The sequence below is a fragment of the Streptomyces sp. NPDC019396 genome, from assembly GCF_040632375.1.
In the GTDB taxonomy this organism is placed as follows: Bacteria; Actinomycetota; Actinomycetes; order Streptomycetales; family Streptomycetaceae; genus Streptomyces.
This window is the reverse complement of record NZ_JBEYBS010000003.1, coordinates 193,527-216,784: the sequence shown is the minus strand read 5'-3', so window position 1 is coordinate 216,784 and position 23,258 is coordinate 193,527. Positions and strand designations below refer to the sequence as shown.

The 23,258-nt window shown below is 69.9% G+C and carries 15 protein-coding genes and 1 pseudogene; 6 read left to right on the top strand and 10 right to left on the bottom strand.

What is annotated here, in order from left to right:
* Positions 1-63 precede the first annotated feature (63 nt).
* The 4 genes and pseudogenes from pepN (ABZ532_RS04865) to ABZ532_RS04850 form a co-directional block, all read right to left on the bottom strand.
* Positions 64-2,634, bottom strand: coding sequence for an aminopeptidase N (pepN, locus tag ABZ532_RS04865; RefSeq protein ID WP_361279618.1), 2,571 nt, complete (start codon positions 2,632-2,634; stop codon positions 64-66).
* 151 nt (positions 2,635-2,785) lie between these two features.
* Entirely contained in the window at positions 2,786-3,814 is a 1,029-nt protein-coding gene (locus ABZ532_RS04860; protein ID WP_361279616.1) for an aspartate-semialdehyde dehydrogenase, read from the bottom strand.
* A 286-nt stretch (positions 3,815-4,100) separates the two neighbouring features.
* Complete coding sequence (locus ABZ532_RS04855) at positions 4,101-7,445, bottom strand: S8 family serine peptidase (RefSeq protein ID WP_361279615.1); 3,345 nt, start codon at positions 7,443-7,445, stop codon at positions 4,101-4,103.
* 303 nt (positions 7,446-7,748) lie between these two features.
* Positions 7,749-8,078 (bottom strand): annotated as a pseudogene (locus ABZ532_RS04850) (CGNR zinc finger domain-containing protein).
* A 247-nt stretch (positions 8,079-8,325) separates the two neighbouring features.
* Between ABZ532_RS04850 and ABZ532_RS04845 the strand changes: the two are divergent.
* Entirely contained in the window at positions 8,326-8,793 is a 468-nt protein-coding gene (locus tag ABZ532_RS04845; protein WP_361279613.1) for an NUDIX hydrolase, read from the top strand.
* 108 nt (positions 8,794-8,901) lie between these two features.
* A complete protein-coding gene (locus tag ABZ532_RS04840) occupies positions 8,902-10,056 on the top strand; it encodes a serine hydrolase domain-containing protein (RefSeq protein ID WP_361279612.1) in 1,155 nt (384 codons plus the stop codon).
* Between the two features lie 17 nt (positions 10,057-10,073).
* On the opposite strand, the gene ABZ532_RS04835 is transcribed toward ABZ532_RS04840, so the two are convergent.
* The 4 genes from ABZ532_RS04835 to ABZ532_RS04820 all read right to left on the bottom strand — a co-directional run bounded on the left by ABZ532_RS04835 (position 10,074) and on the right by ABZ532_RS04820 (position 16,566).
* Positions 10,074-11,087: a hypothetical protein gene (locus ABZ532_RS04835; RefSeq protein ID WP_361279610.1), complete on the bottom strand. Its 1,014-nt coding sequence runs from the start codon at positions 11,085-11,087 to the stop codon at positions 10,074-10,076.
* 438 nt (positions 11,088-11,525) lie between these two features.
* Positions 11,526-14,087, bottom strand: coding sequence for an aminopeptidase N (gene pepN / locus ABZ532_RS04830; RefSeq protein ID WP_361279609.1), 2,562 nt, complete (start codon positions 14,085-14,087; stop codon positions 11,526-11,528).
* A gap of 260 nt (positions 14,088-14,347) precedes the next feature.
* Positions 14,348-14,992, bottom strand: coding sequence for a superoxide dismutase (locus ABZ532_RS04825; protein WP_361279608.1), 645 nt, complete (start codon positions 14,990-14,992; stop codon positions 14,348-14,350).
* Positions 14,993-15,132: 140 nt separating this feature from the next.
* On the bottom strand, positions 15,133-16,566 hold the full coding sequence (locus ABZ532_RS04820; RefSeq protein ID WP_361279607.1) for an amino acid permease: 1,434 nt from the start codon (positions 16,564-16,566) through the stop codon (positions 15,133-15,135).
* Positions 16,567-16,995: 429 nt separating this feature from the next.
* Between ABZ532_RS04820 and ABZ532_RS04815 the strand changes: the two genes are divergently transcribed.
* Complete coding sequence (locus ABZ532_RS04815; RefSeq protein ID WP_361279606.1) at positions 16,996-17,592, top strand: biotin transporter BioY; 597 nt, start codon at positions 16,996-16,998, stop codon at positions 17,590-17,592.
* Positions 17,593-17,668: 76 nt separating this feature from the next.
* On the opposite strand, the gene ABZ532_RS04810 is transcribed toward ABZ532_RS04815, so the two are convergent.
* Positions 17,669-19,141 carry an amino acid permease gene (locus ABZ532_RS04810; protein WP_361279604.1) on the bottom strand — a complete coding sequence of 491 codons (1,473 nt, stop codon included), beginning with the start codon at positions 19,139-19,141 and terminating at the stop codon, positions 17,669-17,671.
* Positions 19,142-19,347: 206 nt separating this feature from the next.
* Between ABZ532_RS04810 and ABZ532_RS04805 the strand changes: the two genes are divergently transcribed.
* Positions 19,348-19,842, top strand: a complete 495-nt coding sequence (locus tag ABZ532_RS04805; protein ID WP_361279602.1) for a ribose-5-phosphate isomerase — start codon at positions 19,348-19,350, stop codon at positions 19,840-19,842.
* Positions 19,842-20,654: a DNA-formamidopyrimidine glycosylase family protein gene (locus ABZ532_RS04800; protein WP_361279601.1), complete on the top strand. Its 813-nt coding sequence runs from the start codon at positions 19,842-19,844 to the stop codon at positions 20,652-20,654. Before ABZ532_RS04805 ends, ABZ532_RS04800 begins: the two co-directional genes overlap by 1 nt.
* A 95-nt stretch (positions 20,655-20,749) precedes the next feature.
* Here ABZ532_RS04800 and ABZ532_RS04795 read toward each other — a convergent pair whose 3' ends face one another.
* Positions 20,750-21,979, bottom strand: a complete 1,230-nt coding sequence (locus ABZ532_RS04795) for a GNAT family N-acetyltransferase (RefSeq protein ID WP_361279600.1) — start codon at positions 21,977-21,979, stop codon at positions 20,750-20,752.
* 133 nt (positions 21,980-22,112) lie between these two features.
* Here ABZ532_RS04795 and ABZ532_RS04790 point away from each other — a divergent pair, with 133 nt between their 5' ends.
* Positions 22,113-23,255 (top strand): PP2C family protein-serine/threonine phosphatase, encoded by a 1,143-nt coding sequence (locus ABZ532_RS04790; protein ID WP_361279599.1) that lies wholly within the window; start codon positions 22,113-22,115, stop codon positions 23,253-23,255.
* Positions 23,256-23,258: the final 3 nt, after the last annotated feature.

Genomic DNA, 23,258 nt, shown 5'->3' with positions numbered 1-23,258 from the left:
CCGGACCGCGAGGTTCCGGGGCGCCCTTACTCGTCAGTAAGCCGACGTGGTCAGCGCAGCAGGTCAGGCCGCTGCGGCATCCGCCGCCTGAGCCTTCAGTGCCCGCTCGACACCTGCGCGGGACTCCGAGACCAGCCGCCGCAGACCCGCGTTCGGACCGGCTGAATCCAGCCATTCATCCGTCACCGTGAGAGTCTCCTGAGAGACCTGAAGCGACGGGTACAGGCCGACCGCGATCTGCTGGGCGATCTCGTGGGAGCGGGACTCCCACACGTTCTTCACAGCAGCGAAGAACTTCTCCGTGTACGGAGCCAGCAGATCGCGCTGGTCGGTCTGGACGAAACCGCCGATCACCGCCTCCTGCACCGCGTTCGGCAGCTGGTCCGACTCGACCACGGACGCCCAGGCCTCGGCCTTCGCCTCCGGCGTGGGCCGCGCCGCACGCGCGGTGGCCGCGTGGCGCTCACCGGCGGCCGTCTTGTCGCGCTCCAGCTCGCCCGCGATCTCCTCCTCGTCGAAGACCCCGGTCGCCGCGAGCCGCTCCACGAAAGCCCAGCGCAGCTCCGTGTCCACGACCAGGCCCTCGACCGTCTCGCGGTCCTCCAGCAGCGCCTGGAGCAGATCCAGCTGCTGCGGGGTGCGCGCGGTCGCCGCGAACGCCCGCGCCCACGCCAGCTGGTGGTCACTGCCGGGCTCCGCCGCACGCAGATGCGCCAGCGTGGCGTCCGTCCACTGGGTCAGCCCCGCGTCGCGCCACTCCGGCGCCGCGTAGAGGTCGATCGCCAGCTTCACCTGGCGGTGCAGCGACTGCACCACGCCGATGTCCGACTCCTTGGCGATACCGGACAGCACCAGCGACAGGTAGTCACGGGCCGGCAGCTCGCCGTCCCGGGTCATGTCCCACGCCGACGCCCAGCACAGAGCGCGCGGCAGCGACTCGGCGAAGTCGCCCAGGTGCTCGGTGACGGCCTTCAGGGACTCGTCGTCGAGACGCACCTTCGCGTACGACAGGTCGTCGTCGTTCAGCAGCACCACCGCGGGGCGCTGCTTGCCCGTCAGCCCGGGTACCGCGGTGAGCTCGCCGTCCACGTCCAGCTCGACGCGCTCGGTGCGCACCAGCTTCCCGGCCTCGTCCAGGCCGTAGAAGCCGACCGCGATCCGGTGCGGGCGCAGCACCGCCTCACCCTTGGCGCCGGCCGGCAGTGCAGGGGCTTCCTGCTTGACGGCGAAGGAGGTGATGGCACCGGAGGCGTCCGTGTCGATCACCGGCCGAAGGGTGTTGATCCCCGCGGTCTCCAGCCAGGCACGCGACCAGGTCTTCAGATCGCGGCCGCTGGTCTCCTCCAGCGCGCCCAGCAGATCCGAGAGCCGGGTGTTGCCGAAGGCGTGCCGCTTGAAGTAGGCCTGCACACCGCGGAAGAACTCGTCCCGCCCGACATAGGCGACCAGCTGCTTCAGCACCGACGCGCCCTTGGCGTAGGTGATGCCGTCGAAGTTCACCAGGACGTCGTCGAGGTCCCGGATCTCGGCCATGATCGGGTGCGTCGACGGGAGCTGGTCCTGCCGGTAGGCCCAGGTCTTCATCGAGTTGGCGAACGTGGTCCAGGCGTGCGGCCACTTCGAGTCCGGTGCGTACGCCTGGCAGGCGATCGAGGTGTACGTGGCGAACGACTCGTTCAGCCACAGGTCGTTCCACCACTCCATCGTGACCAGGTCGCCGAACCACATGTGCGCCAGCTCGTGCAGGATCGTCTCCGCCCGCAGCTCGTACGCGGCGTCCGTCACCTTGGAGCGGAACACGTACTGGTCGCGGATGGTCACCGCACCCGCGTTCTCCATCGCGCCCGCGTTGAACTCCGGCACGAAGAGCTGGTCGTACTTGGCGAAGGGGTAGGCGTAGTCGAACTTCTCCTGGAACCAGTCGAAGCCCTGCCGGGTGACCTCGAAGATCGCGTCCGCGTCCAGGTACTCGGCGAGCGAGGGGCGGCAGTAGATGCCGAGCGGTACGCTCTGCCCGTCCTTCTCGTAGGAGCTGTGCACGGAGTGGTACGGGCCCACGATCAGTGCCGTGATGTACGTGGAGATCCGCGGCGTCGGCTCGAAGCGCCAGACGTTGTCCTGCGGCTCCGGGGTGGGCGAGTTGGAGATCACGCTCCAGCCCTCGGGCGCCTTCACGGTGAACTGGAAGGTGGCCTTGAGGTCGGGCTGCTCGAAGGAGGCGAACACCCGGCGGGCGTCCGGCACCTCGAACTGGGTGTAGAGGTAGGCCTGGTCGTCGACCGGGTCGACGAACCGGTGCAGACCCTCACCGGTGTTGGTGTACGAGCAGTCCGCGACGACCCTGAGCTCGTTCGGGCCCTCGTGCAGGTGCGCCAGCGTGATCCGAGAGTCCCGGAACACCGCCGCCACGTCCAGCGACTTGCCGTTGAGCACGGCCTCGTGGACGGCCGGGGCGATGAGGTCGATGAAGGTCTCCGCCCCTGCCTCGGCGGAGTCGAAGCGCACGGTGGTCACGGACCGGTAGGTGCCGCCCTCCTGCGCCCCGGTGAGATCGAGGTCGATCTCGTACGAGTCAACGGTGAGCAGGCGTGCTCGCTCTTGCGCCTCTTCACGGGTCAGGTTTGTGCCAGGCACCCGGTCATCTCCTCGGTATGTGACGTTTCCGGCCATCCTTCCACGGAGCAAGGCGCCGTTCATCCGAGTAACCCGTCATGCCTGAGCGTGGGAAACACCCGGGGCGGCCCGCGCGGAAGCATGCGCGGACCGCCCCGGGGCAGGAACGTGGTCAGGCGCTCAGCTCGGCCGCCACCAGCTCCGCGATCTGCACCGCGTTCAGCGCGGCGCCCTTGCGGAGGTTGTCGCCCGAGAGGAAGAGGGCGAGGCCGTGCTCCACGGTCTCGTCCACCCGGATCCGGCCCACGTACGAGACGTCCTTGCCCGCGGCCTGGAGCGGGGTCGGGATCTCGGAGAGCTCCACGCCGTCCGCGTCCTTCAGCAGCTCATAGGCGCGCTCGACGCTCACCGGACCCGCGAAACGGGCGTTGACCTGGAGCGAGTGGCCGGAGAAGACCGGCACGCGCACACAGGTGCCGGAGACCTTCAGCTCCGGGATCTCCAGGATCTTGCGGGACTCGTGCCGGAGCTTCTGCTCCTCGTCGGTCTCGAAGGAGCCGTCGTCCACGATGCTGCCGGCCAGCGGAAGCACGTTGTAGGCGATGGGGCGCTTGTAGACCGCGGGCTCGGGGAAGTCGACGGCATCGCCGTCGTACGCCAGCCGGTCGGCCTTCTCGGCGACCGCGCAGGCCTGGGTGCGCAGCTCCGCGACGCCCGCGAGGCCCGAGCCGGACACGGCCTGGTAGGTCGTGGCGACCATGGCGACCAGGCCCGCCTCCTGGTGCAGCGGCTTCAGCACCGGCATGGCGGCCATCGTGGTGCAGTTCGGGTTGGCGATGATCCCCTTGGGGCGGTCCTTGATCGCGTGCGGATTGACCTCGGACACCACCAGCGGGACCTCGGGGTCGCGACGCCAGGCGGAGGAGTTGTCGATCACGACGGCACCCTGGGACGCAACCTTCTCGGCGAGAACCTTCGAGGTGGCGCCACCCGCCGAGAAGAGCACGATGTCAAGGCCGGTGTAGTCGGCGGTGGCGGCGTCCTCGACGGTGATGTCCCGGCCCTGCCACTCGATGGCGGAGCCCGCGGAGCGTGCCGAGGCGAACAGCCGGAGCTCGTCTACCGGGAAGTCCCGCTCGGCGAGGATCTTGCGCATGACGGTACCGACCTGCCCGGTGGCTCCGACGATTCCGACCTTCACGGGACTCCTCCGTACTTTGTGCAGTCTGCGTGCTCCATGATGCGTCTGTCCCCGGCCGACTTGTCCAATCCATTGTCCAAGGGTCGGGACACATGGTCCTTCTCACACCAGGGCCTGGTCAGGGGTCGCCCGTCGAGGAGCGGCATCCGGTGCGACGGGTCGCAAGGCGCAGGGTCGAGCCTGTCGGGGCCCAGCCCTGGCCTCATGGCGCCGAAGGGCGGGCGCCCTGTGGACGCCCGCCCTCCGGATGCTGCCGGTCACACCTCGGTGGACCGTTCGGACCGTGTTACGGCGTGACCTTCTCGATCACGACGCTGCCGGTGCCGGCCGCGGTTCCGCGGGCGTTCAGCAGCTGCACCTCGCCGAAGAACTGCCGGCCCTCGGGAGCCTCGCTGCCCACCAGGACCTCGGCGGCGACCTTCGCCGACGCGCCGTTGGCGAGCTTGACGGCCTGGGTCTCGTCGACCTTGACGGTGCCGAGGGAGGACGCGAAGTAGACGTCCCGGTAGTTGTACTCGGTGCTGCCGTTCGGGACGGCGTAGCCGACAACCTTGACCGTGTACGTACCGGCGGCGGGCTTGGTGAGGCTGACCGCCTCCTCCGAGTCGCCGTCGGCGGAGGTGCCGACCTGCTTGTCACCCAGCCAGACCTCGAGGTCGAGGTCGGCGCCGGTGTCCGAGGTGCTGCCGATGGCGACGTCCAGGCGCTCGACACCCTCACCGATGGTGAGGGTGCTCTCCTGGGTCTCGCCGTTGGCGATGGACGGACGGGTGACCTTCGCCGAACCCAGCGAGCCGCCCTTCAGCTTGCCCTGGATCGCGGCGAAGCCGTTGGAGACGGTCCAGTCCACCTTGGCCGCGGTACCGACCTTGGCCTCGGGGATGCTCTTCACCGCCGGGTCGAAGGCGGCGCCGAGCACGGACACGTCCAGCTTGTACGGGTTGTCCAGCAGCGGGGACGTACGGCGGGACTCGACCTCGATCTCCCAGACACCGGGCTGCGGGTTGGCGTACGACCGCAGGTCGGGGCGGCAGGTGTTGGTCGGGCTGGTGTAGTTCGGGTAGCAGTAGATCGTGGAGCTGTCCTCGACGCCCACACCGTAGGGGTGGATCGAGATGAAGCGGGTCTGGCTCTGGCCCTTGAGCCCGCCCAGCCCGACCTCGAGGGCCTTGGCACCCTCGGGGACGGTCACGAAGTACGACTTGTGGCTGTTGCGCTGCACGGTGCCCGACGCGGAGTACGCGTAGGACGGCTTGGCGAGCTGCTGCGAGACCACGACCGTGGACAGGATCTGGCGGTCCACGCCCTCCGTGCGGAGGTCGTCGAGCTCCAGGATGGCGCTGTGCACACCGGCGGTGCGGGGCTTGGCGTCCACCTTGACGGTGACCGGCTCGTCCAGCGGCAGCATGACGTAGCCGCGGCCGGGCAGGTCGAAGGTGCCGTCGTTGTACTTCCAGTCCAGCTCGTGCCGGATCGGACGGTCGGGACCGGTGGTCCGGGTGATGGTGACCGTGTACGACTTCTTCTGGCCGGTCTTGAGGCCGCCCTCGCGGTCGTACAGACCCGTGCCGAAGCCCGGGGTCTTCAGGAACTGGTCGATCGCGGTGTCGACCGGCGCCTTCACGGAGTACTCGGTGGCGGTCGCGCCGGCCTTCACGTAGTCCCAGGCACCCGGGATGTTGATCAGGCCGGAGCCCTGCTCGTGCGCCGCCACACCCTTGATCTGCTTGGCGCTGCTGGTCAGCGCCGTGCGCAGGTTCGCCGGGGACAGGTCGATGTCGCGCTGCTTGGCAGCGGAGAGCAGCAGCGCGCTCGCGCCCGCCGCCTGCGGCGAGGACATCGAGGTGCCCTGGAGCATCCCGTAACCGGCCGGCAGCGTGTATCCGGCCTCGGCCACCGGGGCGCCCGGCAGCCAGGTCTGGATGGTGTTGATCGACGCGCCGGGCGCGGTGATGGTCGGGGTGAACCCACCGTCCTCACGCGGGCCGCGCGAGGAGAACGGGAACATCGCGTACGGCTTCTCCACGACGGAGCCGTAGTTGGACGCCCAGGTCTCCTTGGACACCGCGGCACCCACGGAGATCACCTTGTCGGCCAGACCGGGGTCGCCGATGGTGTTGATTCCGGGGCCCTCGTTGCCCGCCGAGATGACCAGCTGCACGCCGTACTCGTCGATCAGACGGCTGTAGAGCTCGGCACGGGCGTTGTTGCCGTCGTTGAGCGCCGGCAGACCACCGATGGACATGTTGATGATGTCCACACCGCGGTTGATGACCAGGTCGGCCATGCCCTCGGTCAGCGCCACGTTGGTGCAGCCGCCGCTCCAGGAGCAGGCACGGGACGAGACCAGCTTGGCGCCGGGCGCCGCGCCGTTCATCTTGCCGCCGAACAGGCCGTTGGCGGCGGTGATGCCCGCCACGTGGGTGCCGTGCTCGGACTCGATGATGCCGAGGTTGACGAAGTCGGCGGTCTTGCCGACCCAGTCGCCGCCCAGCGGGTCCATGGCCACGTTCTTGCGGATCTCGATCACGAACGGGATGCGCTCGGCGACATCGGTCGCCGGGTTGTCCGTGCCGAAGTAGCCGACCTGGTAGCCGTCCTTGTACGGCTTCATCGGCTCGTTGTTGGTGAAGTCGCCGTCCTGGTCGGTGTCGACACGGACGGTGCCCGCGGCCGGGTCGTAGAGCAGCCCGAACCGGTCGGTGGTGTCGCCGTCCCGGTTGACGTCGCCCTTCATGTCACCGGTGGCCGTGATCGACTCGGTGAACCGGCTGAACTGGTACGAGCCGGCCGGAGCCTTCCAGGTGCTGCCCGACGCGGTGAACGTCGGACCGGCGACCGGGGTGATCTGGGCGCGCCAGGTGCCGTCGTTGTCGGTCAGCGGGTCCGTCGCGGTCACCCAGTCGACGATCTTGCGCTCGCCGGTGGTGGTCTTCTGGAGCGCGGGGTGACCGAGGTCGACACCCGAGTCCATGATGCCGATGGTGACGCCGCGGCCGTCGTACTTCGGGTGGTCCTGGACGAACTTCACCGCGCCCGTCTCGAAGGACGGGTTGTACGGGTTCTGCGCGGGCGTCTTCTTGTCCGGAGCCGCGTAGCTGCCGGCCTTCGCACCCTTGGCACCCTTGCCGGACTTGGCGTTCGGCGACGTGGCGATCCCGCTCGCGCGGTCGCCCGCGGGCGTCGGGTCGTCCAGCTCGATCTCGTGCTTGAGGTCGATGCCGTGGACGCTGGCGAGCCTGGCGGCCGCCTTGATCGCCGCGTCGGCCTTGCCGGTCGGCAGGGTGGCGCGGACATAGCCGAGCTTGTCGTAGACCTTGCCGACCGAGGCACCCGGCACGGCGTCGAGCTGTGCGGCGACCTTCTCGGTCTCACCGGGCGCGGTGGCGACCATCATGGTGACGGTCTTCTCGCCCTTGGTCTCTGCCTGCTCCAGGAGGTCGGCGTCGGCCGCCCCCAGCTTGTCGGAGCTCGTGGACTTCACGGGCGCGGAACCGACCGGGTCGTCAGCGGCCGCCGCGAAGGCGGGCACGACTCCGGTGGTGACCAGCGCGGCCACAAGGCCGGCCGCGGCTGCCACGCGGGCCGCGCGTCTCCGGCCGGATATGGAGCTCTGGGATTCGGGGGTCATCTACATCCCTGTTGGTGAAAGAGAGGGTCCGGATTTCGGTACCGGATGACCGCTCACCCTTTCGTAAGAGACAGGGGTTTGTGGAGAGTTGACGGAGACGTGAAGGGTTGATGGCGTACATCCGCCACTGGCGTGACATGCGCCGAGGGAGCGAACAACCCGAAAGCGGGCATTCCGCCGATCGACGTCAAGGGGTGCTCAAGGGGTGACCTGGGGGATTCCCGATTGCGGTACCCGCTGCGGCGGGGTAAGCGGCTTGTGTGCCGTGTCCCCCTGCGCGTCCGATGCGCCGGGCCGCGCCCGTCAGCTCTCGCGGGACCGTGCGTAGTGCCGCGACGCCTTCGCGCGGTCCCGCACGGAGTGATGGAGCACCAGCGCCGTGTGCCGTTCCGGGAAGTGTCGAAGAAGCGCAGGACGCACGCCTCGTGGGCGCAGGCCCGCATCCGGTCGGGTGCGGTGCGCAGCAGCTCCGGATAGTCCCGTACGGCGATCCAGCCGGGCCCCCAGGCCGTCCACCGAGACGAGCAGATCCCGCAGCTCGCCCTCCTGTGTCCACCAGGTGTTGAGCAGGTCGAGGGAGACCGGCTCGCCGGTGAGCGGACGCGGATCGGGCGCGCCGGCGGACGCGGTCATGACGGGCTGCCGGCCTCGCTCTCGGTCTTGGCTAACCCCTCAGGGCACGTGAGCGGCCTAGGGCGTGTTTCGAAAGCAGCGCCGTCCGCCCGGAGGGCGGGCACCGCGGCGTCTGGTGCGTGCGATCGCAAGGCGGAGGGTCGCCCTCGTACTGGGCGTACTTGGGCGATTCCGACAACGCTGCGAGCGTGCGTGCCAGGCGTCGCGGGGCAGGCGGGACTTTCGAAACACGCCCTAGTGTCGGGGCATGAGTCGGCAACTGAGGGTCGCGGCCTACGCCGTGTGTGTGAGGGACGGGCGCATACTGCTCGCGCGCTGGGTGGCACGTGACGGCACCAGACGGTGGACGCTGCCCGGGGGCGGGATGGACCACGGGGAGGATCCGGCCGACACCGTCGTGCGTGAGGTGGCCGAGGAGACGGGGTACGCGGCCGAGGTGACCGCGCTGCTGGGCGTTGACTCGGTGCGGGAGCGCCGTACGCGCAGAGTGTCCGGTGACTTCGACTTCCACAGCCTGCGCATCGTCTACGAAGGACGGATCACCGGGGGAGAGCTGCGCCCCGAGACGGGCGGTTCCACCGATCTGGCCGCGTGGCACGAGCTGGCCGCCGTGCCGGAGCTCGAGCGGGTCGCGCTGGTGGACATCGGGCTGGAGTTGTGGCGGGAGCGGCCCCCGGCGGGCAGGGCGATCGGGGCTCGTGCCGGGAACGGCTGAATTCCACTCAACCACCGGCATGCCGGGCAACCCGCAGGCGCCGGGCGGAGTTCATCCGGTCGAAGCACGTCAGTTTTGCCCGCAGCTCCCCAAGGCAGGAGTTCCCGCATGACCGTACGTTCCGTTCGCATGATTCCGCCGGTGCTCGTCGCGGCCGCGACGGTGGCCGCGCTCGCCACTCCGGCGACAGCTGCCGGCCCGTCCCGGGCCCCTTCCGGGCACGCGCGCACCCAGCAGGCGCTGGAGGCGGCCGTCGCCGAGGGGGTGCCGGGGGCGCTCGCGCAGGCCGCCCGCACCGGCCGGCCCGTCTGGAACGGCGACGCGGGTGTGGCCGACCGCACCTCCGGACGGGAGCGGCGGTCCGGCGACAGCTTCCGGGTCGGCTCCATCACCAAGACGTTCGTGGCCACGGTGATCCTCCAGCTCGAGGCCGAGGGCAGACTGAGCCTCGACGACACCGTGGAGCGCTGGCTGCCCGGGCTGGTGCGGGGCAACGGGAACGACGGGCGGTCCATCACCCTGCGCCAGCTCCTCAACCACACCAGCGGCCTGTACAACTACACCGAGGACCCGGGGTTCGTGGCGAAGACCTTCGGGCCGGGCTTCTTCGAACACCGCTACGACACCTTCACCCCGCGCGCGCTGGTCGGGCTCGCCATGGGCCACCGCCCGGACTTCGCCCCCGGAGCCGACTGGAAGTACTCCAACACCAACTTCATCCTCGCCGGACTGGTCATCGAGAAGGCCACCGGCCGTGCGTACGGCACCGAGGTCGAGCGCCGCATCCTGCGTCCGCTGGGACTGCGCGGCACCTCCGTGCCGGGCACCCGGGCCTCGATGCCTGGCCCCAGCGGGCGGGCGTACTCGATCCTGGTCGGTCCCCAGCCGAACGACACCATCCACGATGTCACCGAGCTGAACCCGTCCGCCGCCGGATCGGCCGGCGAGATGATCTCCACGACCGGGGACCTCAACCGCTTCTACCGCGCCCTGCTCGCCGGACGGCTGCTGCCGAAGGAGCAGCTCAAGAAGATGACCACGACCCTGCCGACGGACGAGGACTCGCCGAACCTCCGTTACGGGCTCGGCCTGATGGCGTTGAAGCTGTCCTGCGGCAAGGAGGTCTGGGGCCACGGCGGAGGCATCCACGGCTCCGCGTCGGGAGCCGTCGCCACCCGGGACGGCGGCCACGCCCTCGCGCTGAACTTCAACAGTGACTGGGCGGGCGACAGCGCGGCCGTCATGGAGGCGGAGTTCTGCTGAGCCCGGGACCGGAGGGCTCAACGGGGGAGGACCACGACATACGCGGCGGGCTCCCGGTGCGGTGAGGCCATCAGCGCGGTACGGATCACCGCCGCCTGTTCGGCGGGGGCATCCCGCAGACGCTTCGGTGAGGCATGCACCACCGTGATGCCGAGGCGCTCCAGGTGCTCCCGCTGATGGCTGTACGCGGGCCACTCCAGGTCCGGGCCCGCCCCGGCAGTCCCGTGCCGGGGCGGGCGCGGGGCGCGGGTGCCGAGTTCCAGGGCGACCGCCTGCTCGGGCCAGTAGGCGTCGACGCTGCCGAGATGGGGGCCGCCAGGCAGCCGCAGGTCGACGTTCCAGAGCGGGTCGGGCAGCCCGTACAGATGGATCAGTTCGTACAGCCGGTCCTCCGCCAGCGCCCGTCCCTCGGCGAGCAGGGCGTCCACGGCGTCCACCAGATGGGGCCGGGAGAGCAGTCGCGCCCGGTTCAGCTCCCCGACCACAGCGGCGGGTTCGCAGTATCCGGCGCGGACGGCCTCGGTGAGCAGCCGGCGCACCGAGGCCGGGTCGCTGAGGCGGGCGACCGCGTCCGCGAGCGCCCGGGCGACCGGGGCGACAGCCAGCCCCGCGACGTACTCGGGCCGCGGCGGCGACTGGGTGCGGATCAGCCGCGCGCATCCCGCCGACCGCAGCCGCCTGGTGCGCGGCACCAGCACGTCGATCCGCTCCAGCGAGGGCAGCGGAGGTACGGAGGCGAACCGCCGCAGTGCCAGCGCCGCCAGCCCGGTGATCATGGCTTCCCCGCCGCTCGCGGGCCGGGCGGCGTACGCCAGCACGGCGTTCAGCCGCTCCTCGCTGGTGAGCGGACCCCGGTGCAGCACATACACACCGGGCAGGACCTGTTGCCACGGCCCACCGGGCCTGCACCGCTCAGCGGCGCGGTCCGCCGGCACGCCGTGCGCGCGGAGCTGCGCGGCGGTCAGTACCCGGCTTCTCGCATCTGACCGGTGACTCAAGGGGCGCTGAGGAAGAGGGGTGTTGGGGTTCATGATGCGCCAATTCCCTTGTGACGTACGGCTCCTAACCGCTGTTACACGTTCGTCGACAATTCCGGACAACGCCGCCCTAAAGTACGGTAGTTCGAAAGCCGATCAGGTGCTGCGCTCTGCGGCGCACCCGTCCGCCGGCACCGGGGCGACGAGGCCTTCAGCCGCACCGCGGTGACGCCGTGCCGTGGAGGCCGACCACGGTGGAGGCGCCGTCGCGGTCCGTCCTCCGGCGACGTCGGTGGCCGAGGACGGCAGGCGCAGCGACGGACGGGGGCGACGTCACGTACGCGGAAAGCGACGCGGATGCGGATGCGGGTGCTGATGTGGGTGTGGGTGTGGGTGTGGGTGTGGGTGTGGGTGTGGGTGTGGGTGTGGGTGTGGGTGTGGGTGTGGGTGTGCGGTGCGCCGTCACCGGTGCGCCGCACACCCGCGGCCGGCTCAGTCCCGCGCCGCGTCCCGCTGCTGGGCACGCAGCGCCCGTGCCAGATCGTCGCGTTCCTCGATGACCAGTCGGCGCAGCGCCGGAGGAGCCGAGGGATGCGAGGACAGCCAGCCGTCCGTCGCGTCCAGAGTGGCCTGGTCGCCCTGGAGGCCGGGGAAGAATCCCTGCACCACGTCCATACCGATCTGGATGGAGCGCTCGGCCCACACCCGTTCGATCGCGGCGAAGTACTTCTCCGCGTAAGGCGCGATCAGCTCACGCTGCGACGACTGTACGAATCCCGAAATCGTCGCCGCGACCAGCGCGTTGGAGAGCGCGTCGGACTCCACCACCTGCGCCCACGCCTGGTCCTTGACCGCGGCCGATGGGCGCGCCGCCAGGCACCGGACCTGGTGCCGCCTGCCGGAAGCGGTGTCGTCACGGGCCAGCTCCGCCCCGATCGCCGCCTCGTCGGCCACCCCGTGCGCGACCAGCGGCTCCAGGAACGCCCAGCGCAGCTCCTGGTCGACATCGAGGCCGTCGATCTTCGCGGTGCCGTCGAGCAACCCCTGGAGAAACTGGAAATCGGCCGCTGTCGTGGCCGCCGCCGCGAAGAACCGCGCCCAGGTGAGCTGGTGCTGGCTGCCCGGCTCCGTGAGGCGCAGCTCCCGCAGCGCGCACGTGGACAGCAGCCCCCTGCCCTCCTCGCGCCAGCCCGGTGCCGCGTAGTGCACCAGCGCCGTGCGCGCCCACGCGTGCACCATCTGGAGCACGCCGATGTCCGACTCCCGGGCCGCGAAGTCCATGGCCAGCGCCACGAAGTCCCGTGCGGGCATGAGCGCGTCCCGTGTCAGATTCCACAGTGCCGACCAGCACAGCGCGCGGGCGAGCGGGTCCGTGATCGCACCCAGGTGTGAGCGCAGTGTCTCCAGCGAGCCCTCGTCGAAGCGGATCTTGCAATACGTGAGGTCGTCGTCGTTGACCAGCACCAGCGCGGGACGCTCCGCCCCCGCCAGCTCGTCGAGGACCGTCCGTGCCCCGACCACGTCCACCTCGGCCCGCGCGTAACGCACCAGCTCCGGCCCTTCGTGCCGGTACAGCCCGACCGCCACGCGGTGCGGCCGGAGCTCCTCGCCCTCCTGGAGCACCGCGAGCTCGGTGATACGGCCCTCGGAGTCGTAGGTGGCCACCGGGGTCAGCGTGTTGACCCCGGCGGTCTCCAGCCAGGAACGCGACCAGGCCGCCATGTCCCGCCCCGAAGTCTCCTCCAGCACGGAGAGCAGATCGCCCAGCCGGGTGCTCCCGAACGCGTACCGCGCGAAGTAGCGCCGCGCACCCTCGAGGAAGGCGTCCCGGCCCGCATAGGACACCAGCTGCTTCAGGACCGACGCGCCCTTGGCGTAGGTGATGCCGTCGAAGTTGAGCTTCGCGTCCTCCAGGTCACGGATGTCGGCCGTGATGGGGTGGGTGGACGGGAGCTGGTCCGCGCGGTACGCCCAGGCCTTGCGGTTGTTCGCGAAGGTCACCCATCCGTTGTGGAAGCGGGTCGCCTCCACCATCGAGAAGGACCCCATGAAGTCCGCGAAGGACTCCTTCAGCCACAGGTCGTCCCACCACTGCATGGTGACCAGGTCGCCGAACCACATGTGCGCCATCTCGTGCAGGATGACGTTGGTGCGCCGCTCGTACGACGCCTGGGTCACCTTGCCGCGGAAGATGAACTCCTCGCGGAAGGTCACGCACCCCGGGTTCTCCATCGCCCCGATGTTGTACTCGGGCACGAAGGCCTGGTCGTACTTCCCGAACGGGTACGGGTAGTCGAAGTGGTCGTGGAAGAAGTCCAGGCCCTGCTTGGTGACCAGGAAGATGTCGTCGGCGTCGAAGTGCTTGGCGAGCGACCTGCGGCACATGGCGCCGAGCGGGATCTCCAGCGTGCTCCCGTCGGGCAGCCCGCGGGTGTAGAGGTCGGTCTCGTGGTGGTACGGACCGGCCACGACGGCGGTGATGTACGTCGAGATCGGCTTGGTGCAGGCGAAACGCCAGCTGTCGCCGTCCCGGGACTCCGCGGCACCGTTGCTCCAGACCGTCCAGCCCTCCGGCGCGGCCACCTCGAATCGGAAGGGGGCCTTGAGATCCGGCTGCTCGAAATTGGCGAACACCCGGCGGGCGTCGGCCGGCTCGTAGTGCGTGTAGAGGTAGACCTCGCCGTCCTCGGGGTCGACGAAGCGGTGCAGACCTTCGCCGGTGCGGCTGTACGCGCACTGGGCGTCGACCACCAGGACGTTCTCGGCGCGCAGCGCGGGGAGTGTCACCCGGGACCCGTCGAACACGACGGCCGGGTCCAGCTCCTCGCCGTTCAGGGTGACGGCGGTCACCGACGGGGCGAGCAGATCGGCGAAGCTTGCCGCGCCCGGTTCGGCCGCGCGGAAGCGGATCGTCGTCACCGAGCGGAAGGTCCGCGGCTCGGACGCGTCCTCCCTGGTGGCGGACCGCACATCGAGGAAGACCTCGTACCCGTCGACGGACAGCAGCGCGGCCCGCTCACGGGCCTCGTCGCGGGACAGATTCTCTCCGGGCACGGCCACTCCTTCGTGTCTCGTTCGAACGGCAACGATCCTCGCACGGGCGCCCGTGGCCGCGTGGGCGCCCTGTGGCGGGGCGCGCAAAAGAAGGGCCTCCGCGAGTCCCGTCCTCGCGGAGGCCCTTCCTCCATCCACCTGCAAGTGAAGGCTGAGAAGACGATCACAAGCAGGAGACCCTCTTGCGGGGCCCGGTTCCCGGCCCCTGCCTCCGGCGGGGAGACCCTGCTCCGGATCGCCCGCGCGCCGGCGAACCGGTGTCAGGGAGTGATGAGCGGGGTGCGCTCCTTCGCCTCGGCGTAGCGCTTCGCGACGTCCTGCCAGTTGACGACGCCCCACATCGCGTCGATGAAGTCCACCTTCTGGTTCTTGTACTGGAGGTAGAAGGCGTGCTCCCACGCGTCGAAGACAAGGATCGGCACCGAACCCTGGCCGACGTTGCCCTGGTGGTCGTAGACCTGCTCGACGATCAGCCGGCGGCTGACCGGCTCGTAGGCGAGGACGCCCCAGCCGGAGCCCTGCGTGGTGGCCGCGGCCTTCGAGAGCTGGGTCCTGAACGCGGCGAAGGAGCCGAAGGACTCCGTGATCGCGTCCGCCAGCTCGCCCACGCCGTCCGCGGCCAGCGGCTCACCGCCGCCACCGTCCTTCGGGGAGGCCATGTTGTGCCAGTAGATGCTGTGCAGGATGTGGCCGGAGAGATGGAACGCGAGGTTCTTCTCCAGGCCGTTGATCGAGCCCCAGACGTCCTTGTCCCGTGCCTCCGCCAGCTGCTCCAGCGTGTCGTTGGCACCCTTCACGTACGCGGCGTGGTGCTTGTCGTGGTGCAGCTCGATGATCTGCGGATTGATCACCGGCTCCAGCGCCGCGTAGTCGTACGGGAGTTCAGGAAGTGTGTACACGGCCATGTCCGAGCCCTTCGACCACTAATTGCAAACAATTCGCAAGTGCAGGCTAGCAGCAACAAGGGTCCACGAGGTGGTGGCGTGACCAGAAGACCCCCGGACCGCGATGGCGGTCCGGGGGTCTCGGCGTCGGTTCGCGGGAGTCAGTCCGCCGACTGCGTCCGCTTGCGGCTCTTCTGCACGAGCACACCGCAGACGGCCATCACCAGGGTCATCCCACCCGTGTAGAGGAGCTGTTCACGGGTCCCGGGCTCACGCAGCATCAGGACGAAGATGCCGAGCATGGCCGCGATGGCGACCCAGGTCAGCACCGGGTACAGCCACATCCGCACCACGAGCTTCTCGGGGGCCTCGCGCTCGGTGCGGCGGCGCAGCACGAGCTGGGAGACGGCGATGAAGAGCCAGACGACCAGGATCACCGCCCCGATCATCTTCAGCAGCCAGGGGAACACGTCATCCGGACGCCAGTACTTGAGCACCACGCAGACGAAGCCGAACACCGAGGACACCAGCACGGCGATCCGTGGCACGCCGCCCGTGACCCGGCCGAGGACCTTCGGGCCCTGGCCGCGGGCGACGAGCGAGTACGCCATCCGGGAGGCGCCGTAGATGTTGGCGTTCATCGCGGAGAGCAGCGCGACCAGCACCACGACCTGCATCACGGTGCCTGCCCCGGGGATGTCGAGGTGGTTGAGGGCGGTGACGTACGGGCCCTTGTCGGGGTTGGCGACATCCGGGTCGTCCCAGGGCACCAGGGTGACGATGACCGCCATGGACCCGATGTAGAACAGCGCGATACGCCACATCGCCGTACGCACCGCCTTGGCGACGCCCTGGACCGGGTGCTCGGACTCGGCCGCGGCGATCGTGACCGTCTCCAGGCCGCCGTAGGCGAACACCGATGCGAGCAGGCCGACGACCAGGCCCTGGGACCCGTTGGGCAGGAAGCCGCCCTCGCCCGTGAGATTCGCCGTACCGGGGGCCTCCGTGCCGGGCAGCAGGCCGAGGATGGCGAGCCCGCCGAGGACCAGGAAGAGCGCGATGGCCCCGACCTTGAGGGCGGCGAACCAGAACTCGAACTCGCCGAAGTTCTTCACCGCCGCCAGGTTGGTGCCGCAGAACACCAGCATGAACAGCGCCACCCAGGCCCACTCCGGTGTGCCGGGCAGCCAGCCGCTGACGATCTCGGCGGCGCCGATGCCCTCCAGGCCCACCGCGACGGACAGCAGCACCCAGAAGGACCAGCCCGCCGTGAAGCCCGCCCAGGGCCCGAGCGCCCGCTCGGCGTGCACGGAGAAGGAGCCGGATGCCGGGTTCGCCGCCGACATCTCGCCGAGCATGCGCATCACGAGCATCACGAGCAGCCCGGACACGGCGTAGGCGACGACGATCGACGGGCCCGCGGCGGCGATTCCCTCGCCGGAGCCGACGAAGAGTCCTGCGCCGATCACGCCACCGAGGGCGATCATCGACAGATGGCGCGGCTTGAGGCTGTGCCCGAGCGCCGCCGAGTCGGCGGCGCCGGCGGTGCTGTCGGTCTTGTCGGTGGCGGGTGCGGGCGCCGGGGTCCGGGACATGGGTGTGCCTTGCTCATGGGGGACAGGGGACAAGGGGGCGTAGCGGGTCGCCCAAGTCTGGGCCCCGTACCGGTCACAGAGCATGAGTGACCGCTATACGGACAAAATGCTCACACAATGTGAAGCTTTGGGTACGAGGCAGTTGCATATCGCACATACGCCGTACGGGGTCGCGTGCGGCGGTCAGGGGATTGGTGAGAGTCCACAGGATCCCCGAAGTCCTGCCGGTAGCCGGGAGTAGCCTTCATGGGCTTTCGTGCTCGTCAGCTCAGTGATGCGCGTCACGCCGCCTCGCGGTGTGCATCCATCGATTTGTGTGAACCCCACCAAGGTGCTGACCGGCGGTTTGTCTTCGACCGACGGTGATCGGGCGTTCACCCGTCGGTTAGCGTCGCCATGTCCACATCGATTTGCCACTGCGGAGTACTGATGAGCACCACAGCTGCCGCCCCTGTCCGCCCGCCGTTCACCGGCGCGGTCCTCGCCGACCTGCTGCCCGCCTCGCGCACCAAGGACATCGCCCTTGTCGTGGGCGGCGCCGTGCTCACCGGCATCGCGGCTCAGATCTCCGTCCCGGTCCCCGGCTCCCCGGTCCCGGTGACCGGCCAGACCTTCGCCGCGCTGCTCGTCGGCACCGCGCTCGGTGCGCGCCGCGGCTTCCTCGCCCTCGCGGTGTACGCGGTCGCGGGCGTCGCGGGCGTGCCGTGGTTCGCCGAGGCGTCCTCCGGCTACGGGATGCCGTCCTTCGGCTACATCCTCGGCATGCTGCTCGCCGCCACCGTGGTCGGCGCCCTCGCCCGCCGGGGCGCGGACCGCTCCGTGCTGCGCACGGCCGGGACGATGGTGCTCGGCTCGGCGATCATCTACGCGGTCGGCGTGCCGTACCTCGCCGTGGCCACCGGGATGCCGTTCGGGAAGGCCGTGGCGCTGGGCCTCGTTCCGTTCCTCGTCGGCGACGCACTCAAGGCGGCGCTCGCGATGGGCGCATTGCCGACGGCGTGGAAGCTCGTCGACCGCCGCGGCTGAGTCCCCGGACCAACGGTCGGAGCCCCGTCCCGCATGCAGCGGGACGGGGCTCCGGTCTTGTCCGGAGGGCCGGGCCTCAGGCGTCGACCGAGTCCCTGGGGGCGTCCGCCGTGTCCGCGACGGTGGGCTTGCCCTTGCCCATGAGGCTGCGCACCACGCCGATGGCCACCACGACCAGCGCCACCAGCACCGACAGCGTCACGACCTCACGGTTTCCGTCGTCGAAGAACATGTAGCCGATGACGAAGACGATCATCGCGGCGGTCGCCCACGTCAGATACGGGAAGAGCCACATCTTCACCGTCAGCTTCTCCGGGGCCTCGCGCTTCAGGATCCCGCGCATCCGCAGCTGGGTGAGGCAGATCGCCAGCCAGACGAAGAGCGCGACCGCACCCGAGGAGTTCAGCAGGAACAGGAAGACGGTGTCCTTGTTCGTGTAGTTGAAGATGACGGCGACGAAGCCGAACACCACCGAGGCCAGGATGGCGACGGTCGGCACGCCGTTGGCGGTGGTCTTCGCGAAGGCCTTCGGGGCGTCACCGCGCTCGCCGAGCGAGAAGGCCATCCGCGAGGCGGTGTAGAGGCCCGAGTTCAGGCAGGACAGCACGGCGGTGAGCACGATGACGTTCATGATCTGGCCGGCGTGCGGGATGCCGATGGAGTCGAGGGCCGCGACGTACGAGCCCTTCTCGACGATCGACTCGTCGTTCCACGGCAGCAGGGTCAGCACGACGAAGATCGAACCCAGGTAGAACACGGCGATCCGCCAGATCACGCTGTTGGTGGCCTTGGTGACCGCGCGCCGCGGGTCCTCGGACTCGCCGGCGGCCAGGGTCACGATCTCGCTGCCCATGAAGGAGAAGACGACCATCAGCACGCCGGTGAGGATGGCGCCCGCGCCGTTGGGCAGGAAGCCGCCGGCGTCGGTCAGGTGCGCGAAACCGGCGCCGGGGTTGTCGGAGCCGGGCAGCACGCCGAACACGGCCAGCAGACCGATGACCACGAACGCACCGATGGCGACGACCTTGATGCCGGCGAACCAGAACTCGAACTCACCGTAGGACGCCACGGAGGCGAGGTTGGTGACGGTCAGCACGGCCATGACGATCAGCGCCCAGGCCCACTGCGGCACGGCCGGGACCCAGCCCTCCAGGATCACCGCACCTGCGGTCGCTTCGACCGCCAGCACGACGACCCAGAAGAACCAGTACAGCCAGCCGATCGAGAAACCGGCCCAGCGGCCGAGAGCGCGGTCGGCATACGCCGAGAAGGAGCCCGAGTTGGGGCTCGCCGCGGCCATCTCGCCGAGCATCCGCATCACGAAGACGACCATCGCGCCGACGAGTACGTACGACACGAGGATGGCGGGGCCGGCCTTGGCGATGCCGCCGGACGAGCCGACGAACAGTCCTGCGCCGATCACACCACCAATCGCGATCATGGAAAGATGGCGGTTCTTCAGTCCGGCCTTGAGACCGTCGGAAGGCTGCGGAATACCGGGTTCGCCAGTGGTTCCGCCTGCCTTCGTAAGGGTCGGCTGGGGGTTCATGGACGATTCCTTACGTGTGCGGGTCGCTCGGGTGACGAGCCCACGCATTCAAGCCGGTGACCCGCCGGTACGGAAGGCCTGATTCCGGATAGTGACGCGAGCCACGTGGCCCTGCGTCCCGCCGGGTGACATCCGGTCGTCCGACAGGGCCCGTGCGACGGACCCCGCTGACGCCTGCCCGGCATCGCGCGTGCCACACTCGGATCATGCGCGTGTACCTCGGCTCCGACCATGCCGGTTTCGAACTCAAGAACCACCTCGTCGAGTGGCTCAAGGCCCACGGCCATGAGCCCGTGGACTGCGGTCCGCACATCTACGACGCCCAGGACGACTACCCGCCGTTCTGCCTGCGCGCCGCCGAGCGGACGGCCGCCGACCCGGACGGCCTGGGCATCGTGATCGGCGGCTCCGGCAACGGCGAGCAGATCGCCGCGAACAAGGTCAAGGGCGTGCGAGCGGCCCTCGCCTGGAGCGAGCAGACCGCCGAGCTCGGCCGTGAGCACAACAACGCCAACGTGATCTCCGTCGGCGCTCGGATGCACACGCAGGACGAGGCGACCAAGTTCGTCGAGATCTTCCTGAACACCCCCTATTCGGGTGAGGAGCGTCACACCCGCCGCATCGAGATGCTCTCCGTGTACGAGACCACCGGCGAGCTCCCCCCGATCCCCGCGCACCACCCGCAGGAGCCGACCGCCTGATGCCCGAAGGGCACACCATCCACCGACTGGCCGCCGACTACCGGGAACGGTTCGGCGGCCGGTCCGTTCGGGTCACGAGTCCGCAGGGCAAGTTCAGCGCTTCCGCGGCGCTGCTCGACGGCACCGCGCTGGAGCGCACCGAGGCCCACGGGAAGCACCTGTTCCTCGGCTTCGGCGGTGGCGGCGAGTGGGTCCACATCCACCTCGGGCTCTTCGGCAAGGTGGCCTTCGGCGACGCGCCGGCCCCGCCCCCCACCGACACCGTGCGGCTGCGGCTCGCCAACCCCGACGGGTATGTGGATCTGCGCGGACCCACCACCTGCGCCCTGATCACGGACGGCGAGAAGCGGGCGGTACACGACCGGCTCGGCCCCGACCCGCTGCGCCCCGACGACGGCCCGGACCGTGCCTGGACCAGGATCTCCAGGTCCCGTACGACGATCGCGGCACTGCTGATGGACCAGAAGGTGATCGCGGGCGTCGGCAACGTCTACCGCGCGGAGGTCCTTTTCCGGCATGGCATCGATCCGTACCGGGCGGGCAGGGATCTCACCGAGCGTGAGTGGGGTGCCGTCTGGACGGACCTGGTGGCGCTGATGCGCGAAGGCGTTCGCCACAACCGCATCGACACCGTACGGCCGGAGCACACCCCCGAGGCGATGGGCCGGCCGCCGCGCGTGGACGACCACGGCGGCGAGGTGTACGTCTACCGCAGGGCCGCGCTGCCCTGCCACATATGCGGCGGCGAGATCCGCACCGCCGATCTCGCCGCCCGCAACCTCTTCTGGTGCCCGGGGTGCCAGCCGCGCTGAGTGCCCCGCCGGATATCCGGTCACGGCACCGGCGAAAGAGGGGCCGACGGCTGTCGCCACCGGCTGTGACGCTGCCGCGCCGACGTACTACGGCATCAGAACCCGTGCGGCAGCCATGGCGCGGGGTCCGAGCCGAAGGCCAGCGAGGCCGCCGCGAGCGCGCCGTCGCGCAGCTCTCGCACCCGGCCCGCGCCCGCCAGCGAGGACAGCGACACCCCGCCCAGATAGGCCGCGCCCAACTCCCTCACCGACAGCGCCAGATCGGGCGCTTCCCCGGTCCGCTCGCATGACGCGCCCTTCGCGTCGCCAGTGAGGCGCCAGCGCCCCTCGTTCCAGGGACAGAACGCGTCCGCCACCTCGAACACCACATCCACCGGCGCCTGATACGTCCGCGTCGCCAGCGCGGCGCCCACATCCACCAGCCGTACGTGCAGCGAGTCCCGAACCCGCACCCCGCACCGCCGGATATCGCTGACCAAGCCCAGCAGCGGGTCGTCCACCGGCCTGTTGCCGGAGTGCACCGTCGACGTCAGGTCGATGTCGAACACGAAACGCCACAGCGCCGCGTAGGCGGCCGGATCCAGCGCGTCGAGATGCCGCACGGTGATCGAGCCGTTCGGCCCCGAGGAACTCCACTCGGGCTTGTTGTGGAACCGGACGAATCCCACCACTTCGCCGTCGCGCTCGGCCAGCACGCACTGCATCGGCGACGCGCCCTCCCGCTCGGACGGCGGGTCGAGCAGCGGCAGCCGCTCCCAGCCGGGCGTCCGTGCGGGCATCCCGGGCCGTGAGCCGATGGTGAGCCGGTAGATCCGCTCGCAGACCTCAGCGGCGTCCGCCACCGGTACGAACCGCAGTCGTATGTCGTCCGTCCCCACAGGCGCGGCGATCCGCACGCGGCTGCTGTCGATGTCGAGGCCCAACTGATGGGTGGCGACCCCGTATCCGAACCGTCCGTAGATCGCGGGTTCCGACGCCGTCAGCACCGCCAGCGGCTCGCCCCACTCACGCACGTCGTCCAGCTGGCGCCGCATCATCGAGGTGAGCACCCCGCGCCGCCGGTGCGTCGCGGCCACGCTGACCATCGTCACCCCGGCCGCGGGCACGAACCCGCCGCCCGGCACCGACAGCCGGAAACTGAACGCCCCGGCGGTGCCGACGCACTCGTCGCCGTCCCACACCCCGATCGAGCGGTCCACCTCGGTCAGCTCGCGGAACAGCTCGCGTTCCTCCCGGGTCTCCAGGACACCGCCGAAGGCGAGTTCCAGCCTCCCGTACCAGTGATCCCACTCGGACCGCTTCAGCACCCGTACATCCGTCGTCATATGGCATGCGTACCAGGGGCCCGCCGCCCGTCGCGACCCGATTTCGCGCGCAATGTCATGTGGTGTTTCCCGCGTGACGTCTTTGGGGGTCCCCCCTGCACGGGGGCCGCGAGGATGGATAGGGTCCACGTCGATGGCACGTGGCGCAGCAGGTTCGTTCGCGGCCCGGCTGCGGAGGTCCGCTCGCCGGGCCCGCACCGCGCTGCGCAAGTCCGGAGTCGACTACTTCCGCGGTGACGGCTCCGACTGGATCGCCTTCGCGGGCCTGCTGCTCGCCATCCCGGTGATCGCCTGCGGCACCATAGCCATGCCGGTCTGGTTCGCGCCCACCGCGATGGTGCTGCCGATCGTCGCTGGCGGGGTGCTGCTGCGGCCCGCGAGCCTCCTCGGGCTCTACGCGGCGGCGGCCAGCGCGCTGATCATCGAGTCGGTCGCGCTCGGCCCGTATCTGGACGGCCCCGCACGTGTCACCCCCGGCACCGTGCTGGTGGTGGCGGCCTGCGGACTGTTCGGACTGCTCATCGCCCAGTTCAGAGCCCGTGTCGGTGTGCCCTGGAGGCGCGGTGGCACCATGCTGTTCGACCTGCGCGAACGCATCCGGGTCCAGAGCGCGCTGCCCAGGCTGCCCAAGGGCTGGCGCCATGAGATGGCCCTGCGTCCGGCCGGCGGCCAGTCCTTCTCCGGGGACTTCGTGGTCGCGGCCCGCACCAACGGCGGCCGTACCTTCGAGGCCGTCCTCACCGACGTGTCCGGCAAGGGCATGGACGCGGGCTCACGCGCCCTGCTGCTGTCCGGAGCCTTCGGCGGTCTGCTCGGTTCCCTCCCACCGCACGGCTTCCTGCCCGCGGCCAACGGCTATCTGCTGCGCCAGGACTGGGACGAGGGCTTCGCGACATCCATCCACCTGGTGCTCGACCTGGACTCTGGGGACTACGAGCTGCTCTCCGCAGGCCATCTGCCCGCCCTCCAGCTCAACGCGGGCACGGGCCACTGGGAGGAGAAGTCCGCCGACGGCCCGCTGCTCGGTGTGTACGACGGTGCCCAGTTCGACCCGGTCAAGGGCTCGCTCCAGCCCGGTGATGTGCTGATGCTCTTCACGGACGGCCTGGTCGAGGCCTCCGACCGCGACATCGCGGAAGGCATGGACCGGCTGACGGGCGAGGCGGACCGCCATGTCACCACCGGGTTCGACGGTGCCGCCTGGCACCTGATCGAGGCGGTGGCCAAGGACGTCAACGACGACCGGGCCCTGCTTCTGCTGCGGCGCGAACCCTGACCG